This window comes from Streptomyces venezuelae (assembly GCF_008642335.1).
GTDB lineage: Bacteria > Actinomycetota > Actinomycetes > Streptomycetales > Streptomycetaceae > Streptomyces > Streptomyces venezuelae_F.
Window position 1 is genome coordinate 7,838,393 of sequence record NZ_CP029191.1, and the last position, 17,434, is coordinate 7,855,826.

Consider the following 17,434-nt stretch of genomic DNA (forward strand, 5'->3'; position numbering starts at 1 on the left):
GTAGCGATGAAGACCCGGAGCGGCGCGACGGACACGCCGGCGGCGCCGGAAGGGCCGAGCACGGCCATCGCCATCATCGGCATGGCCGTCCTGCTCCCCGGCGCCCCCGACCTGGACACGTACTGGCGGAACCTCGTCACCGGCACCGACGCCATCACCCAAGTCCCCGCGCACCGCTGGGACGCCTCCCTCTATCCGGACCGCATCTACTGCAGACGCGGCGGCTTCGTCGACGACATCGCATCCGTGGACGCCGCCGGATTCGGCGTCATGCCGGACTCCGTCCCCGGCACCGAACCCGACCAGCTCATCGCCCTCCAGGTCGCCGCCCGCGCGATCGCCGACGCGGGCGGCGAGGCGAGCCTGCCCCAGCGCGACCGCATCGGCGTGGTCCTCGGCCGAGGCGGCTACCTCACCCCGGCCCAGGCCCGCAACGACCAGCGCGTACGTACCGCACGCCAGCTCGTCCACACCCTCGCCGAGGTCCTCCCGGAACTCGACGCGCCCCGCCTCGCCCGCATCGAGGACGCCTTCGCGCGGCAACTCGGCCCCGACCGGCCCGAGTCGGCCATCGGACTCGTCCCCAACCTGGCCGCGTCGCGTATCGCCAACCGGCTCGACCTGCGCGGCCCCGCGTACACCACGGACGCGGCCTGCGCCTCCTCGCTCATCGCCGTCGACCAGGCGGTCGCCGAACTCACCACCGGGCGGTGCGACATGATGCTCGCGGGCGGCGTCCACCACTGTCACGACGTCACGCTGTGGAGCGTCTTCAGCCGCCTCGGCGCACTGTCGCCGTCCGAGCGCAGCCGCCCCTTCCACGCGAGGGCCGACGGCATCCTCATCGGCGAGGGCACCGGAATCGTCGTCCTCAAGCGGCTCGCCGACGCGACGCGCGACGGCGACCGCGTCTACGCCGTCATCCGGGGAACGGGCGTCGCCGCCGACGGACGCGCCGCGAGCCTGGTCAGCCCCGACCCCGGCGGCCAGGCCCGCGCCGTCCGCCAGGCCTGGCAGGCGGCGGGCCTCGACCCGCGCGAACCCGGCGCCGTCGGCCTCCTCGAAGCGCACGGCACCGGGACTCCGGCCGGTGACGCCGCCGAACTCGCCACGCTGACCGAGGTGTTCGGGCCACCCCACGGTTACACACGGGACGCCTCCCGGCCCGGCGTCATCGGCTCGGTGAAGTCGATGATCGGACACACCATGCCGGCCGCCGGAGTCGCGGGCCTGGTGAAGGTGGCGCTCGCCCTGCACCACGCGACGCTGCCGCCGACCCTGCACTGCGAGGACCCGCACCCCGCCCTCGCGGCCACCCGCTTCCAACCACTCGGCACCGCCCAGCCGTGGGACGTCGACGGACCCGGCGGCCGCGACGCCCCCGACGTCCGCAGAGCCGCCGTGAACGCCTTCGGCTTCGGCGGCATCAACGCCCACGTCGTCCTCGAAGAGGCCCCACGCGCCACTGGCACACGAAGCCGAACAGCGTCCACCACCCCCGCCATCCCGACCGCACCCACCAACCCCACCGTCGTCCACGAGCCGGAACCCGTCCTCCGCCTCACCGCCGACAGTCCGGAGCTGCTCGCCGACCGCCTCGACGCCCCCGACGCCGCGCTCCGAGCCCACGCGGACGCGGAACCGCCCTCGGGTGGCCGGATGCGCCTCGCGATCGTGGCCCCCGACGCCCGGCGCCTCGCCCTCGCCCGCCGCGCGGTGGCCAAGGGGTCTGCCTGGCGCGGCAGAGGCGACGTCTGGTTCTCCCCCGAACCGCTGCTCGCGCCCGGGGCCGCACCCGGGGCCGGGTCCGGGACCGGAATCGGGGGCAAGCTCGCCTTCGTCTTCCCCGGCCTGGAGGCCGAGTTCGCTCCCCAAGTGGGGGAGGTGGCGCGGCACTTCGGCATACCGCTGCCACCGCCGCTGTCGATGTCGATGTCGATGTCGACGGGAGCCGACGCGGTCGTCGGCGACGTCGGCCGCCACGGCGTCGGCGTGCTCGCAGTCGGCCGCGTACTGGACGGCGCCCTGCGCGCCCTCGGCGTCGAACCCGACGCCGTGGCCGGCCACAGCATCGGCGAGTGGTCCGCGATGCTCGCGGGCGGCCTGTACGACACCGCCACGGCCGACGCGCTGCTCGCCGACTTCGACCCCGACGCCCTCCGCGTGCCCGGCGTCGCGTTCGCCGCGATCGGCGCGTCCGCGGAGCAGGTCTCGTACGTCCTCGGCCCCCGCACCGACGTGGTGCTCTCCCACGACAACGCCCCGACGCAGTCGATGATCTGCGGCCCGAAGGACGCGGTCGACGCACTCGTCGAGGAGTTCCGCGCGCGGCGGACCGTCGCGCAGCTCCTGCCGTTCCGCTCCGGCTTCCACACCCCGATGCTGGCTCCCTACCTGCGCCCGCTGACGGCAGGCGTCCACCGTGCGCCGGTCCGCGCGGCTCGCGTTCCCGTCTGGTCGGGCACCACGGCGGCCCCCTTCCCCGCGGCCGCGGACGACGTGCGGGACCTCTTCGTACGCCACCTGCTCGAACCCGTGCGCTTCCGACCGCTCATCGACGCGATGTACGCCGCCGGGTTCCGGGCCTTCGCACAGGTGGGCACCGGTCGTCTGAGCTCCCTCATCGAGGCGACCCTGGCGGGCCGCGAAGGCCTGACCGTCGCCGCGGACACGGCCCGTTGCGGCGGCCTCGCCCAGCTGCGTCGCGTCGTGGCCGCGCTGTGGACGGCGGGCAGCGACCGAGCGACGTTCACCCCGCTGTCCCGCCGGACCGCCGCGCGTCGCCGGCCGGTACGTCTCGACCTGGGCGCGGCGTCGGTGTCGCTACCGCCCGACGTACGCGCCGAGATCCGCGCGGACCTGCTCTCCGCCCTCCACCCGACCCCCACCCCACGCCCCACCCGCCCCGACCGCCTGGACGCCCTCGCGACGCTCTTCCCCGCGGCGGCGGAACTGCGGTCCGCGCTGACGGAGACGGTGGACGCGGCGCTGACGGTGTTCACCGGGGCGGCGACCCGGCACCGCCCCGAGGCCGCCTCTGGTTCACGACCACCGGCAGCGGGCGAGATGCCGGAGCAGGTGACTTCCGACGCGGTGGAGTGCGGGGCAACGGCCCCGGCCCCGCGCCCGACCGCGGCAAGTCCGTTCACCACCGCCGCACCTGCGGGTGCCGAGGCGACCCCTCGGCCGCAGCGTCACCCACACCCGCAGCCGCCGACGGCAAGGCCCGTACCCGTAGCCGCAGGTGCACCGACCGGTGCCGACCCGGCCGCACGGGCGACAGCCGCAGAGCAGACGTCCGTCGGCGCACCGAACCGCCCCGAACCGCCCCCCGAGGCTCCTCGCGCAGCCCAGCCCCCTGCCCCCCAGAACCCCCGACCTGCGTCCGCCCACGGCGCCGAACCCGCCCCCCTGACCACCGCCACCACCCCCCTGACCATCGACACCACCTCCATGCCCCACCTCCTCGACCACTGCTTCATTCCGCAGCGTCCCGGCTGGCCCGACCTCTCCGATCGGCACCCCGTCGTCCCCGCGACCGCCGTCGTCCATCACATGTCGCAGGCCGTCGAGCGGGCCCGCCCCGGGCAGCGGGTCGTCGCCGTGCACGACGTTCGGCTGGAGCAGTGGCTCGTGGCCGAACCTGCCACCCGGGTCGAGGTCGTCGTGACGTCCGAGCCCGATGAGCGGCTCGTGCGCGTGGCGTTCGGGCCGTACGCGCGAGCCGTGCTCGAGGTCGCCGACAATTACCCAAGTCGGCCTCCGGCCCGCTGGCGCCGGGAAGCCGACGAACGGCCCTGCCCGCTCACCGCGGAGGCTCTCTACCGGGACCGGTGGATGTTCCACGGGCCCGCGTATCAAGGGCTCACCGAGCTCACCGGGATCGGCGACCGCCACGTCCGCGGGATCATCACCGCCCCCGCCGCCCCCGGCGCCCTCCTCGACAACGTCGGCCAGTTGCTCGGGCACTGGATCCTCGCCACGCACACCGACCGCAACGTCGTCTTTCCCGTACGCATGCACGCCTTCCGTTTCTTCGGTCCGCACCCCGCCCCGGGCACCCCCGTCGAGTGCCACGTCGGAGTGACCTCCCTGACCGGTACCGCGCTCACCGCCGACGTACAACTGACCGTCGCGGGCACCGTCTGGGCCGAGATCACCGGCTGGCAGGACCGCCGCTTCGACGTACCCGGCGCCGACCGCCCCGGCGGCTACCCCGAGCACCGCACCCTGTCCGAGATCAGGCCCGGCGGCTGGACGCTGCTCACCGACTCCTGGCCCGACCCGGCCTCGCGCGACCTCGTCATGCGCACCCAGCTCGGCGCCGCCGAGCGAGCCGTCCACCGGACCCATCCGCCGCGCGGCCGCCGCCAGTGGCTGCTCGGGCGGATCGCCGCGAAGGACGCGGTCCGGCACCGGCTCTGGCAGCAGTCCCCGGGAGAAGCCGTCTACCCCGCCGAGATCGCCATCCGCAACGACAGCGCGGGCCGGCCGTACGCCGTCGGCGTGCACGGCCGCGAGCTGCCCGCCCTCGATCTGTCGCTGGCCCACCGCGCGGAGACCGCCGTCGCCCTCGTACGGCCCCGTGCGGAACGGGAGCATCCCGAGAGCGGCGTCGGCATCGACATCGAGGTCGTCGCCGAACGCTCCGAGGCCACCTACCGGGCCGCCCTCGACGAAGGGGAACGCGCCCTGCTCGCCGGGCTCGGCGCGGCCGGCGGCGGTGAACGCGACGCCGTGTGGTTCACACGGTTCTGGGCGGCCAAGGAAGCCGCCGCCAAGGCCGAGGGTTCCGGTCTGCGCGGCCGGCCCCGAGGCTTCGCCGTCCGTGCGGTACGCCCGCACGGGCTGATCGTCGAGACGGAGCGCCAGCGCCACCACGTGCGCTGCGAACACCTGGCGAGCACGCCCGCCCCCACCCCCGCCGCACCGGTCAAGGACCACATCGTGGCCTGGACAGTGAAGGAGAACGACCTGTGAAGACGACCGTCGCACCGGACGAGAGCCGGGTGCTCCGGGAGATCGCGGAGATGATCACCACCGTGCTCGGCGACTACGCCCCGGACGCCGCCGACATCGGCATGGACGCCCGCTTCGGCGACGACCTGGAGATGGAGAGCATCGACCTCGTCACCCTCGCCGGACTGCTCACCGACTGGTACGGCCCCGACGCCAACTTCGCCGCCTACCTGGCGAGTCTGGAACTCGACGAGATCATCGCCCTCACCGTGGGCGACCTCGTCGCGTACGTGTGCCGCGCCCTGCGGCCCGGCGCGGGAGGCTGACCGTGGCCATGGTGCGGGCCAACGGCCTCCTCCACCACGTACAGCGACTTCCGCACGCTCCCGCCGTCGCCCCACACCCTCGCCCTCCGACCGTGGTCTTCCTCCACGGCGCCTTCATCGACAGCCTCGCCAGCTTCTACTTCACCCTCGGCCCGCACTTCGCGGACGCCGGCTTCGACGTCCTCATGTACGACCTGCGCGGGCACGGCCGCAGCCAAAGGCCGCCCACCGGCTACACCCTGGAGGACTTCACCGACGACCTCGCCGCCCTGCTCGACACCCTGGACGTCGGCGAGCCCGTGCACCTGCTCGGCAACTCCTTCGGCGGCACCGTGGCCCTGGACTTCGCCGTGCACCATCCGGAACGCACGGCCTGTGTCACCGTCGTCGAGTCGGGCCCCGCTACGCGCGGCTGGGCGGCCACCATGGCGGGGGCCCTGCACCAGGCCACCGGGTCGCGCAGCGAGGAGGAAGCGCTCGCCTGGTTCGTCGCCGAGTACGGATCGCTCGCCTCCACCCGGCAGGGCGACGAGCTGCACGACGCGCACATCGCACGCCTCGGCCGCGCCGCCGGACGGCTGATCGCCACGACCTCCATCGCCCGGGACATCCCGGACGGCCGCACCCTCACCGACGACCAACTGCGCGCCCTCGACCGGCCGGTGCTCCTGATCAACGGCCAGGGCGGTCTCGTGGCCGAGGAGACCGCACGCCTGACGGACCTCCTGCCGCGCTGTGACGTCGTCGTCGTGCCGGGACAGAAGCACTCGGTCCTCGTCGAGGACGCCGAACGCGTCGGCACCATCGCCCTGGACTGGGCGAAGGGGCAGCTGCCGCTCGCGGGAGACCGCGCGGGAGGTGTCGCATGAGCCGCTTCCTCTTCGTCGTGCCGCCGCTCGCCGGTCACGTCAACCCGGCCGCGGCCGTCGCCGCCGAACTCGGCGGCCGCGGACACGACGTGGCCTGGGCGGGACAGCCCGCCGTCCTGGCGGGCCGCGTCGCCCCCGACGCGCCCGTCTTCCCCTGCGCGGGCGCCCCCGAGCTCGACGCCAGGCCCCGCGACCTGCGCGGCGTGGCCGCCCTGAAGTTCCTGTGGGACGACTTCTTCGCGCCGCTCGCGTACGCCATGGCGCCCGGGGTGACCACCGCCGTCATGGAGTTCGGGCCCGACCTGCTCGTCGTCGACCAGCAGACGGTCGCGGGCGCACTCGTCGCGGAGCGGCTCGGCGTCCCCTACGTCACCTCCTCGACCACCTCCGCCGAACTCTCGGGCAGCCTCATCGGCATCCCGAAGGTCGATTCATGGCTCACCGACCTCCTGGACGGGCTGCGGCTGCGCCTCGGCGATCCCTCGGCCCGCTACGATCCGCGTTTCTCGCCCCGGCTCACCCTCGTCTTCTCGACCAGCGAGCTCGCCGGGCCGGTGGCGCACGGCCGCGGCCCGCTCCGCTTCGTCGGCCCCGCGCTCGGCTCGCGCGCCGAGATCACCGACTTCCCCTGGGACTGGGTCGAACGGGACGACGACAGCCGGTCGCTGGTCCTCGTCTCCCTCGGTACCGCCAACACCACCGTCGGCGCCCGCTTCCTCGCCCGGTGCGTCGACGCCGTACGCGCCCGCTCCCGTGCCGTGCGCGCGGTGGTCGTCGACCCCGGCGGCCTCCTCGGACCGCCGCGCGGCGACGACGACGTCCTGATCCGTCCCGTCGTCCCGCAACTCGCCCTGCTCGCCCGCACGGACGCCGTCGTCTGCCACGCGGGCCACAACACCGTCACCGAAGCCCTGTGGCACGGCGTCCCCCTGGTGGTCGCCCCCATCCGCGACGACCAGCCCGTGGTCGCCGCCCAGGTCACCGACGCGGGCGCGGGCGTGCGCGTGCGGTTCGGCAGGGCTGACGCCAGAGCCGTCGGATCCGCCCTGGACGACGTGCTCGGGCGGCCCCGTTTCGCCGCCGCCGCCCGCCGCATCGGCCACTCCTTCCGCGCCGCGGGCGGGGCGCCCGCAGCGGCCGTACACCTCGAAGAGCTCGCCGACGAAGAGCAGGAGAACCCGTGGCACGGACTGCAGATATAGCCGAGCGCAGACCCCACTACCGGCGGCTGCTGGCCGGGGGAGTGGACCGGTTCTTCCAACCCCGGCGCACCACCTGCCCCTGGTGCACGTCCGAACGGCTCCGCCACCGGCTCCGCAGCAGGGACCACGTCCAGAACAAGCCCGGCGGCTTCGTCCTCGACGAGTGCCGGGACTGCGGCCACATCTTCCAGAACCCGCAACTGACCGCCGAGGGACTCGACTTCTACTACGGGGACTTCTACGACGGCCTGGGTGAGGAGACCACGGCCAAGATGTTCGCGGGACGCGGCAGCACGAAACGCTTCCGGCACAGCGCGCGCGCCCTGCGCACCCACGCGCGGCCCCGGCGCTGGCTGGACGTCGGCACCTCGCACGGCCACTTCTGCGCCACGGCCAAGGAGGAGCTCCCCGACACGGAATTCGACGGCCTCGACATGGGCGAGAGCGTCGAACTCGCCGTGCAGGAAGGGCGGATAGCCACCGCCTATCGCGGGCAACTCATCGAGCTCGCACAGGAGTTGGCCGGTCGTTACGACACCGTCAGCATGTTCCACTACCTGGAGCACACGGTGATGCCGCGCAGCGAGCTCGCCGCCGCCCGCACCGCGCTCCGGCCCGGCGGACACCTCCTCATCGAGGTACCCAACCCCGAGTCACCCCTCGGCAGGCTCTTCCGCGGCCGCTGGATGCCCTGGTTCCAACCCCAGCACCTGCACTTCGTCCCGATCGGCAACCTCTGCCGCGAACTGGAACGCATCGGCTTCACCATCGTGTCCGCACACCGGGGCGGCAACCAGCACATCCCGGTCGACCTCGCCTGCGCCACCTGGTTCTGGGTGGCCCGCGCCCTGCCCAAGGAGGACGCGCCCTGGCTCGCCCGGCGCCCCGGAAAGGCCGCCGTCGCCGCCCGCTGGGCCGTGGCGCTCACCGCGCTGCCGCTGGTCCTCGCCGCGTACGGCCTCGACCTGCTGCTCGCACCCGTCGTCCGCAGGACCCCGCTGAGCAACGCCTACCGGGTGATCGCCCGCCTCGGCCCGACCAACGCAGCCGACCTACAGGGGAACTGAGATGCCAACACGCACCACCCGCCGGGCAGGGCGGCTCACCGTCGCCCTCGCCCTGACCCTCGCTGCCTGCACGCTCTCCGCGGCCCCGGCGGACGGCGGCCCCCGCCCCCACACCGCGAACGCCGCCGCGGCCCTGCCGCCCGACGACTTCTACGTACCGCCAGCCTCCCTCCCCGAAGGCAGACCCGGCGACGTCATCCGCTCCCGCAAGGTCGACCCCGGCACGCCGACACCGCGCGCCCTCGCCGACACCTGGCAGGTGATGTACCGGTCCACCGACGCCCTCGGCAGGCCGCACGCGGTCACCGCCACCGTCCTGGTGCCCAAGGGCGGCACCCCCGCGACACGGCCCATCGTCGGCTGGGGACCCGGCACCCAGGGCCCCGCCTTCCGCTGCGCCCCCTCCCGGATGATCGCCAAGGGCGCCCTGTACGAGCAGTGGGTCATCAACGCCATGCTCAAAGAGGGGTACGCGGTCGCCGTCCCCGACTACGAGGGCTACCGCCCCGGACCGAGGACTACGTACATGGTCGGCAAGTCCCTCGGCCCCGCCCTGATCGACGCGGTCCGCGCGGCGCAGCGACTGCCCGCCGCCGGGCTCTCCGCCGACGCGCCCGTCGCCTTCCGCGGCTACTCCCAGGGCGGCGGCGCCGCGCTGTGGGCGGGGGAGTTCCAGGCCGACTACGCACCCGAACTCGACCTCAAGGGCATCGTCGCGGGCGGCGTCCCCGGCAACCTCATGGAGGTCGCCCTGCCCCTCAACGGCCGTCCCGGCTCCGGCTTCCTCTTCTACGCCCTGATCGGCCTCGACCACGCCTACCCCGAGCTCAAGTTCCGCGACGTCCTGAACGACGCGGGGCGCGCCATGGTCGCCGACCTCGAAACGGGCGGCTGCGCCCTCGAAATGATCAACAAGTACGGCAACAAGCCGCTCTCCGCGTACGTCACCCGCAGCCCGCTCGTCGACGCGCCCTGGGTCGCCCGCTACACGGAGAACACCCTCGGCACCGAGAAGACCCCCGGCACGGAGACCACCCCCGGCACCACACCGAAGATCAAGGTGCCGGTGTTCCAGTACCACGCGACGCAGGACGCCCTCGTCGAACCGAACCAGGCCGACGCCCTGCACAAGGCCTACTGCGCGCAGGGCGTGCCGCTCACCTGGAAGACGTACGACACCACGGGCCGCCCACCGATCAGCGACCACCTCCGGCCGATCCAGGCGGCGAACGCCGAGGCCATGACGTATCTCGCCGACCGTTTCGCCAACCGGCCCGCCGCCCCCGACTGCTGAGCGCCGACCCCCAGAGGTGAGTGATGGCAACGAGCAACAGGCACCGCAAGAAGGGCGGTCGCCGCATCCGCCGCGGCATGTCGGGCACGGTCGTCGCGGCCGTCGCGATGGCCGGGCTGACCGCGTCGGCCGCGCCCGGCAGCCCCCTGGCACCGGCCCGCCACGGCCATGCCCCCGACGGCGGACCGCGGGAGGCCAGAGGCTGGCTCCCGCCCGCCGGGCCCTCGGCCGACGTCTACCACACCGAACTCCCGCCCCTGCGCGCCCGGAAGGGGGAACCTGGCAGCGGTGGCGGCCAGGGTGCCGCCGTGCGGACACAGTCCGGCATCCCCTCCACCGTCCTCACCGCCTACCGCCGCGCCGAAGCGGCCCTCGCCACCACCGACCCCGGCTGCCGGCTGCCCTGGCAACTCCTCGCCGCCATCGGAAAGGTGGAGTCGGGGCACGCGCGCGGCGGCCGCGTCGATGCGGCCGGCACGACCCGTACGCCCATCCTGGGCCCCGTCCTCAACGGCAGCGGCTTCGCCCGGATCGCGGACACGGACGCGGGGGCGTACGACGGCGACGCGACCTACGACCGGGCCGTGGGTCCCATGCAGTTCATCCCTTCCACCTGGGCGAGCTGGGGCGCGGACGGCAACGACGACGGGCGCGCCGACCCGGACAACATCCACGACGCCGCGCTCGCCGCGGGCCGCTACCTGTGCGCGGGCGACCGTGACCTCGCCACGAGGACGGGCCTGGACCGGGCCGTCCTCAGCTACAACCACTCCACGGCCTACCTGCGCACGGTCCTCGCCTGGCTGGACTTCTACCGGCGCGGCGTCCACGCGGTTCCGGACGGCCGCGGCGCGCTGCCGGCCAGCCCCGGGCCGGGCGGGAAGACCCCGGCGGACCGGCCGGTCGGCGGCGGCGTGGTCATCGGCCCGCAGCCGTCCCACCCGCCCCGCCCACGCCCCGGCGACTCCGACTCGCCGCGGCCTCCCCGTCCCGGCCCGCACCCCTCCGCCCCCGGCCCGAGCCCCCGCCCCTCCGACCCGGGCCCCTCCCGCCCCGGCCCGTCACACCCCGGCCCCACCCGACCGGGCTGCCCCTCCCCGTCGCCCTCCGAAACCCCGGCCCCCTCCGGAACCCCGTCCCCCTCCGAGCCCCCGTCACCCTCCCCCTCCTCGCCGACGGGCTCGCCGTCGCCCACTCCGTCCGATCCTGGACCCCCGTGCCCCCCTGGCCAGGCCGACGGCCGCGCGGTACACCACGAACATGACCCACGGAACGGGGCGTCTTGAGGGCAAGGTGGCCTTCGTGACCGGCGCGGCCGGCGGCCTGGGCCGCAGCTACGTCCAGCGGATGGCGGAGGAGGGCGCCGACCTGGTCATCGTGGACATCTGCCGGTCGGTCGACACCGTGCCCTACCCACTGTCCACACCGGAAGAGCTGTCCGAAGCGGTCGAGGAGGTCGAGTCGCTGGGCCGTCGCGTCGTCGCCCGGCAGGCCGACGTGCGCGACCGGGACGCCCTCCAGGAGGCGTACGACGCCGGGCTCGCCGAGTTCGGGCAGATCGACGTCGTCGTCGCCAACGCCGGAATCGCGCCACTCCTGGTCGACGATCGGGTACAGGCGTGGCACGACGCCATCGACATCAACCTCACCGGCACCTTCCACACCATCGAGGTGGCCGTTCCCTCGATGATCGACGCGGACCGGGGCGGCTCGATCGTCGTCGTCAGCTCCACCGCCGGCCTCGTCGGCATCGGCGGGGCCAGCAACGGCGGCCTCGGCTACGCCGCGTCCAAGCACGGTGTGGTCGGGCTGATGCGGACGTACGCCAACAACCTCGCCCCGCACAGCATCAGGGTGAACTCCGTGCACCCCACCGGCGTCGCCACCCGCATGGTCGCCGACCCGGCCATGGTCGAGTTCGTCGCCCAGGACCCGATCCTGTCCGAGGGCTCCCCGAACGCCCTGCCCGTCGACACCGTCGAGCCGGACGACGTGGCCAACGCGGTCCTGTGGCTCGCCTCGGACGAAGCCCGCTACGTCACCGGCGTCACGCTGCCCGTGGACGCCGGATTCCTCAACCGCCGCTGAGCCGGAGATGGGGCGCCATGAGTGAGCAGTACGCGGACCTGATTCTCGTCGGCGGGAACGTGAAGACGCCGTCGGGCTGGGCCGAAGGGCTCGCCGTGCGTGCTGGGATCATCGACACGGTCGGCTCCCGCGCCGACGTGCTGCGCCGACGCGGCCCCGAGACGCGGGTGCGGGACCTGGCCGGGGACACCGTGCTGCCCGGCCTGCACGACCTGCACGTGCACCCGATCTACGCCGGGGTCCGCGAACGGCGCTGCAAGATCCCGCAGGGCTCCGACCTCGCCACCACGCTCCGCATCGTGGCCGAGCACGTCTCCGCCGCCGCCCCCGGCACGTGGGTCCTGGGCGGCCAGTGGGACGCGTACGCGCTGGGCGGCACCCCGGACCGGACGATGCTCGACTCCGTCGCACCCGACCACCCCGTCCTCCTGGAGGACACCAGCGGCCACAGCTCGTGGGCGAACAGCGCGGCGCTGCGGCTCGCTGGCATCGGCCCCGGCACACCCGACCCGGCGGGCGGCATCTTCGAGCGGGACGCGGCGGGCCGTCCGAGCGGCATCCAGCGCGAGGCGGCCGTCGACCTGCTCGTCGCCGCCGCCCCCAAACCGGACGACGACGAGGTCGAGGCGGCTCTGGAGTGGGCGCTCGGGGAGATGCTCTCGTACGGGATCACGTCGTTCACCGAAGCGGCGGTCGGCTTCACCGCGGGGCCGCGGGCCGAACTGCGCGCCTATACGCGTCTCGCCGCGCGGGGCGCCGTCCGGCAGCGCGTACGCCTCAGTCTCGTGTGGTCGCCGTACGACCCGACGTGCGAGGACGTGATCGCGCACCGCAACCTCTACGCGAGCGCGCACCTCACGCCCGACTGCGTGAAGATCTTCCTCGACGGCGTACCGACCGACAGCCACACGGCCGCCATGCTCGAACCGTACGCGGACACCGTGGCGGGGCGGGGCGACGAGGCGGGCCGGCACGGCATGCTCGTGGTCGCGCCGGCCGTCCTCGACCAGGCGGTGACCCGGTTCGACCGGATGGGCATCACGGTCAAGTTCCACGCGGCAGGCGACGCGGCGGCCAGGGCGGCACTCGACGCCATCGAGGCCGCCCGCACGGCCAACGGCCACAGCCCCTGCATGCACAACGTGGGTCACTGCTCGTTCGTGTCGAAGCCGGACATCGAGCGTGCGGCACGGATCGGCGCGACCTTCGAGGTCTCGCCCTACCTGTGGCGGCCCTCGCCGATCTGCTCCGACATCGCGGCGGCCGTCGGCCGGGAAGCGGTCGAACGCGCCTGGCCGGTGCGCGAGATGCTCGACGCCCGCGCACTGGTCGTGGCGGGCTCGGACTGGTGCGTCGTGCCGTCGGTGAACCCGTGGGCGGCCATGGAGACGCTCGTGACCCGGCAGGAACCGGGGGGAAGCAGCGACCGCTTCGGCGCGTCCCAGGGCATCGGTCTCGAGGAGGCCTTCGACCTGTTCACGGTCAACTCCGCCCGCCAGGAAGGCATGGCGCACCGCGTCGGACGCATCGAACCCGGCATGCTCGCCGACGTCATCGTCGTCGACCGGAACCCCTTCGAAGTGCCGATCACGCAGGTCCACGCCACCGAGGTGAGGATGACGTTCATCGAAGGGGAACAGGTCGCCTAGGAGATGCCGACAGCGGCTACATCCCGCGGTGCAGCATGTCGTGGACCTGCTGGTGGACGGCGGGAGCGACGCTGTCGTTGTAGACCTCGACCACTTCCTTCGTCACATGGCCCACCGGCAGCGGGTTCTGCTGGGCGGGTGCCTGGGCCTGGGCCGCACCGGAGAAGGACAAGGCGGCGGCGCCGGTGAGGGCGGCAGCGGCCAGTACACGCGTCGTATTGTTCATGATTTGCCAACGATCGTCCGGTTCGTGGGTCACGCGAGGAGGTAGGGCCGCCGCAGTTGCACCGGGACTTCGGCCGTCGACGTGTCCAGAGTGAAGCCGGCCCGGTGGTGGCGCTCGTACGCCGCCGGGGGCAACGCGTCGCGGGTCCGCCGCTCACACGTCCTGCGCCGCTCGACCATGTCGGGGGCGCCCAGCTGCGGCACGCCGACCCTCCGCCACACCTGATCCCCCAGCCCCAGCAGCCACGCCGCCCACTCCGCCTGCCCGTCGTCGACGGCCGCCAGGGCGAGTGTGTCGAGGGTTATGCCGATGCCGTACGCGTCGTTGAGGAGCCACTTCGCCGCAAGGGCCGTGCGCAGGGCGGGGATCGCGCGGCCGGGCTCTCCGCGGACCGTGTCGAGGGTGCCGATCACGTAGTGGCCGAAGGAGCGGGCCCAGATGTCCTCCGTCGGCGCGGCGCGGGCGATGACCCGCTCGGCGAGAGCCCGGGCCCGGTCGTGTTCGCCGAGGGCCACGAGCAGGTAGCTGTGGGAGGCCATGCAGAGCAGCGCGGCGATCTCTTCCCCCGCGGTCTCGGCGAGCGGGAGGGCGAGTGCGAACCGTTCCAGGGCGGGGTCGGTGTCCCCTTGGAGGGTGAGCGCCAGCCCCTGCGCGTAGGTGGCCCAGGCCTGGGCGGCGGCGTCGTCGGTGCGCGTGGCCAACTCCAGTGCCTCGGTGGCGCGTTCCAGTGCGACCTGGTGCTCGCCCTGGCAGGAGGAGACGACGGCGCACACCCACAGGGCCCGGGCCCGTCCCGGTTCGTGCCGCGGGTCGAGCGCCAGGGCGGCGTCGAGGAAGTGGCGTCCTTCGCGGAGGTTGCCGCACGCGATCCAGAAGTAGAAGAGGTCGGCCGCCATGTGCAGTGCGGCCGACGTGTCGGTGCGCAGGCAGTGCCGCAGGGCCGCGCGCAGGTTGGCGTGCTCGGCGGCGGCCTGCCGGTACACCTCGGGCTGCCCCGGGCCGAGCCAGCTCTCGCCACCGGTCAGGGCCAGGTGGCGGTAGAAGTCCCGGTGCCGCAGCCGCAGTTCGTCCTGTCCGCCGCAGCGTTCGAGCCACTCGGCGCCGTACTCACGGACCGTGTCGAGCATGCGGTAGCGCCGGGCTCCCGGCGGTCCTTCGCGCAGCACGACGGACTTGTTCACCAAGGAGGCGAGGGTATCGGTCAGGTCGTACCCGAAGAGCGGCTTGATCGTGCAGACGAACTCCATCGCCGTCATCGTGAAGCTGCCGGGGAACACCGAGAGGCGGGCCCACAGCAGCCGTTCGTTCGGGGTGCACCATTCGTGGCTCCAGCCGATGCTGGTGCGCAGTCCCGCGTGCCGCGGCCGCACGGCCGTGAGGTCGGTGTCGGACGGGGTGTCCGGCGACAGGAGGTCGAGACGCTCGGCGAGTTGCCGGTTCAGCTGCCGGGCGGAGACCGACCGCAGGAGCGGGGCGGCCAGTTCGATGGCGAGGGGAATGCCCTCCAACGCGTCGCAGAGACGCACGAGTTCGTCCGGCTCGTCCTGCGCGGGCACCCGGTTCGGCGAAGGCTCCCCGGCGGCATTCCCCGCCTGTTCCACCCGTGCCGTCAGCAGGGCGAGCGCGTCGCCGTCGGGGCCGGTCGACATGGGCCCGACCGGCACGACGCTCTCCTCGCGCACCCCCAGTGAAGTACGGCTGGTGGCCAGGATCCGCAGTCCGGGCAGTGCCGACAGGAGCGCACCGGCCAGGGCCGCGCACTCGTCCGCCAGGTGCTCACAGGTGTCGAGTACGAGGAGCACGTCCTGCTCGGCGAGACACTCCGTCAGGACCGCCACCGAGGAACGGCCGGTCTGGTCCTGCAGCCCGAGCGCGGTGATGACCGCCTGCCCGACGAGCGGCCCTTCGCACACCGACGCCAGATCCACCCACCGGCTCCCGTGCGCCCGTCCCGCCCGCGCCGCGACGCGCCGTGCGATACGTGTCTTGCCGACCCCGCCGGGACCTCGCAGGGTGACCATTCGGCGGGACGCCAACTGCGCACGCACGGCCTCCACTTCGCGCGCCCGCCCCACGAACCCCGAAGGCTCCGCCGGCAACGACCCGCCCGTGTCCAGCCCCTGCACGTCTCGCATCGGTGGCGGAACCCCTCCCGTCCTTCGTCACTCGTCACGGGCGGCGTCGCCCGTGACGAGGATGCCCCATGACGGCGATCAAGACTCGGAAAGCGCGTGGAGACATCCGTTGGTGGGAGCGTTCAAGCCAGAACGGCCACCCGCGGAGGTGCTGCGTCACGGGTGCGCCTCATGACCGTAGGGCCCGCGGACGGCGTCGGCGGAGCTGCCGCCGCTTTGCGGCTCGAGAAGCGAGGCCAGATGGGCCGCGTTGAGGTAGTGCCGCGGCCGCCAGTGCGCATGGTCCGGGTGCGCCCGCCACTGCTGGGCGACCCAGACCAGCAGGTTGAAGTCGTGCCCGATGTCGTGTCGCAGGGTCTGCAGCAGCCCCGGCTCCTCCCCGCGCCCCTCGGCGAGGGCGCGGCGCCAGGTCGAGATCTCCTCGGTGAGCCGCATGGCCGTGGACAGCATGGCGTTGGTCAGCGCGCGGGCGGCGAAGCGCTCGTCGCTGCCGATCGGCCATCGGCCCTCCAGCTCCGCCAGCCGGGCGCGCAGGAATTCCCGCAGCGGCAGGACGTCGGCCTCGACGAGGTCGTCGGAGTACGGGGGCGGTGGCCTCGGCATGCGTTCGGACACGTTCCCGACCCCCTCCCCGGCCCTCCTGGGCAACGTACGCCTGTGCGACCGCATCGGCCAGGCCCGCGTGCCCTGTTCTCAGAGCCTGTGTTCAGAGGTCGAGGACGAGGCGGGGCGACACTGCGCGGGACACGCAGGCGAACATGCGGCCCTCGGGCGCGCCGATGTCGTCACGGTGCTCGGGCGTGCCCTCCAGGACGGTGACTTCGCAGCTGCCGCAGATGCCTTCGCGGCAGCCCGCGGGCAGGGGGCGGCCCGCGTGGGCGAGGGCGTCGAGCAGCGACTCGTCGGCCGGTACGGCGACGGTGCCCCCGGACCGTGCGCAGACCGCCTCGAACGCCGTGTCGGGCCCGAAGGTCCGCGCCACCGGCTGGAAGCGTTCGGCGTGCAGCCGCTCCGCGGGGAACGCCGCTTCGGCCGCCGCCAGCATGGTCGCGGGCCCGCAGCAATAGACCAGCGTGTCGGGAGGCAGCGTGGCCGCGAGGGCGTGGAGGTCCGGCCTGCCGTGCCGCCCGGTCTCCACGATCCGCACGAGGTCCCCGTAGGTGCGCAGGAGTTCGTCGGCGAAGGGCATGCTGTCCCGCGCGGGGCCGACGTACATCAGGGTCGCGGGGATTCCGGCGGCCGCTGCCGCGCGCAGCATGGGGAGCAGCGGCGTGATGCCTATGCCGCCGGCGAGGAAGAGGTAGCGCGGGGCGGGGACGAGCGGGAAGTGGTTGCGGGGGAGTGACACCCCGAGGGCGCGGCCCCGGCGCAGGAAGCGGTGGACGTACTCCGAGCCGCCCCGGCTGAGCGGGTCGTACCGGACGGCGACGCGGTAGGCGTCCCGCTCGGCGGGGTCCCCGCACAACGAGTACTGCCGGTCGAGCCAGTTGGGCAGGGACAGGTCGATGTGGGCGCCGGGGTCCCAGGGGGCGAGGTCGCCCGTGGTGGCGCGCAGGGTGAGGGCGACGACGTCTTCGGTGACCCGGTCCATGTGCTCGACGACGGTCTGCTGCATCGGT

13 protein-coding genes are annotated in these 17,434 nt (G+C 73.7%); 9 read left to right on the forward strand and 4 right to left on the reverse strand.

Features of this window, described 5'->3' with window-relative positions:
* The first annotated feature begins 6 nt into the window (after positions 1-6).
* The 9 genes from DEJ49_RS34890 to DEJ49_RS34930 all read left to right on the forward strand — a co-directional run bounded on the left by DEJ49_RS34890 (position 7) and on the right by DEJ49_RS34930 (position 13,454).
* Positions 7-4,980 carry a type I polyketide synthase gene (locus DEJ49_RS34890; RefSeq protein ID WP_150187806.1) on the forward strand — a complete coding sequence of 1,658 codons (4,974 nt, stop codon included), beginning with the start codon at positions 7-9 and terminating at the stop codon, positions 4,978-4,980.
* Complete coding sequence (locus tag DEJ49_RS34895) at positions 4,977-5,285, forward strand: acyl carrier protein (protein WP_150187807.1); 309 nt, start codon at positions 4,977-4,979, stop codon at positions 5,283-5,285. The genes DEJ49_RS34890 and DEJ49_RS34895 overlap by 4 nt, the downstream gene beginning before the upstream one ends.
* 92 nt (positions 5,286-5,377) lie before the next feature.
* The gene (locus DEJ49_RS34900; RefSeq protein WP_190329553.1) at positions 5,378-6,154 is read left to right on the forward strand and encodes an alpha/beta fold hydrolase; all 777 of its coding nucleotides are present in this window, start codon (positions 5,378-5,380) and stop codon (positions 6,152-6,154) included.
* Positions 6,151-7,356 (forward strand): glycosyltransferase, encoded by a 1,206-nt coding sequence (locus DEJ49_RS34905; protein WP_150187809.1) that lies wholly within the window; start codon positions 6,151-6,153, stop codon positions 7,354-7,356. Before DEJ49_RS34900 ends, DEJ49_RS34905 begins: the two co-directional genes overlap by 4 nt.
* Positions 7,335-8,423: a class I SAM-dependent methyltransferase gene (locus tag DEJ49_RS34910; RefSeq protein WP_223833129.1), complete on the forward strand. Its 1,089-nt coding sequence runs from the start codon at positions 7,335-7,337 to the stop codon at positions 8,421-8,423. Before DEJ49_RS34905 ends, DEJ49_RS34910 begins: the two co-directional genes overlap by 22 nt.
* A gap of 1 nt (position 8,424) precedes the next feature.
* A complete protein-coding gene (locus DEJ49_RS34915) occupies positions 8,425-9,717 on the forward strand; it encodes a lipase family protein (protein WP_150187810.1) in 1,293 nt (430 codons plus the stop codon).
* A gap of 23 nt (positions 9,718-9,740) precedes the next feature.
* Complete coding sequence (locus DEJ49_RS34920; protein WP_150187811.1) at positions 9,741-11,003, forward strand: lytic murein transglycosylase; 1,263 nt, start codon at positions 9,741-9,743, stop codon at positions 11,001-11,003.
* Positions 10,978-11,805 (forward strand): mycofactocin-coupled SDR family oxidoreductase, encoded by an 828-nt coding sequence (locus DEJ49_RS34925; protein WP_150187812.1) that lies wholly within the window; start codon positions 10,978-10,980, stop codon positions 11,803-11,805. Before DEJ49_RS34920 ends, DEJ49_RS34925 begins: the two co-directional genes overlap by 26 nt.
* Positions 11,806-11,822: 17 nt before the next feature.
* Positions 11,823-13,454 (forward strand): amidohydrolase, encoded by a 1,632-nt coding sequence (locus tag DEJ49_RS34930; protein WP_150187813.1) that lies wholly within the window; start codon positions 11,823-11,825, stop codon positions 13,452-13,454.
* A 16-nt stretch (positions 13,455-13,470) separates the two neighbouring features.
* Here DEJ49_RS34930 and DEJ49_RS34935 read toward each other — a convergent pair whose 3' ends face one another.
* The 4 genes from DEJ49_RS34935 to DEJ49_RS34950 all read right to left on the reverse strand — a co-directional run bounded on the left by DEJ49_RS34935 (position 13,471) and on the right by DEJ49_RS34950 (position 17,430).
* Complete coding sequence (locus DEJ49_RS34935) at positions 13,471-13,680, reverse strand: hypothetical protein (protein WP_150187814.1); 210 nt, start codon at positions 13,678-13,680, stop codon at positions 13,471-13,473.
* Between the two features lie 29 nt (positions 13,681-13,709).
* The gene (locus DEJ49_RS34940) at positions 13,710-15,608 is read right to left on the reverse strand and encodes an ATP-binding protein (protein ID WP_190329554.1); all 1,899 of its coding nucleotides are present in this window, start codon (positions 15,606-15,608) and stop codon (positions 13,710-13,712) included.
* A 363-nt stretch (positions 15,609-15,971) separates the two neighbouring features.
* On the reverse strand, positions 15,972-16,430 hold the full coding sequence (locus tag DEJ49_RS34945) for a hypothetical protein (RefSeq protein ID WP_150187816.1): 459 nt from the start codon (positions 16,428-16,430) through the stop codon (positions 15,972-15,974).
* A 91-nt stretch (positions 16,431-16,521) separates the two neighbouring features.
* The gene (locus DEJ49_RS34950) at positions 16,522-17,430 is read right to left on the reverse strand and encodes a PDR/VanB family oxidoreductase (protein WP_150187817.1); all 909 of its coding nucleotides are present in this window, start codon (positions 17,428-17,430) and stop codon (positions 16,522-16,524) included.
* Between the last annotated feature and the right edge of the window lie 4 nt (positions 17,431-17,434).

Coding starts and splice junctions, on each gene's coding strand:
- DEJ49_RS34890 (WP_150187806.1), top strand. CDS start 7: ATGAAGACCCGGAGCGGCGCGACGGACACGCCGGCGGCGCCGGAAGGG.
- DEJ49_RS34905 (WP_150187809.1), top strand. CDS start 6,151: ATGAGCCGCTTCCTCTTCGTCGTGCCGCCGCTCGCCGGTCACGTCAAC.
- DEJ49_RS34915 (WP_150187810.1), top strand. CDS start 8,425: ATGCCAACACGCACCACCCGCCGGGCAGGGCGGCTCACCGTCGCCCTC.
- DEJ49_RS34920 (WP_150187811.1), top strand. CDS start 9,741: ATGGCAACGAGCAACAGGCACCGCAAGAAGGGCGGTCGCCGCATCCGC.
- DEJ49_RS34925 (WP_150187812.1), top strand. CDS start 10,978: ATGACCCACGGAACGGGGCGTCTTGAGGGCAAGGTGGCCTTCGTGACC.
- DEJ49_RS34930 (WP_150187813.1), top strand. CDS start 11,823: ATGAGTGAGCAGTACGCGGACCTGATTCTCGTCGGCGGGAACGTGAAG.
- DEJ49_RS34935 (WP_150187814.1), bottom strand. CDS start 13,680: ATGAACAATACGACGCGTGTACTGGCCGCTGCCGCCCTCACCGGCGCC.
- DEJ49_RS34950 (WP_150187817.1), bottom strand. CDS start 17,430: ATGCAGCAGACCGTCGTCGAGCACATGGACCGGGTCACCGAAGACGTC.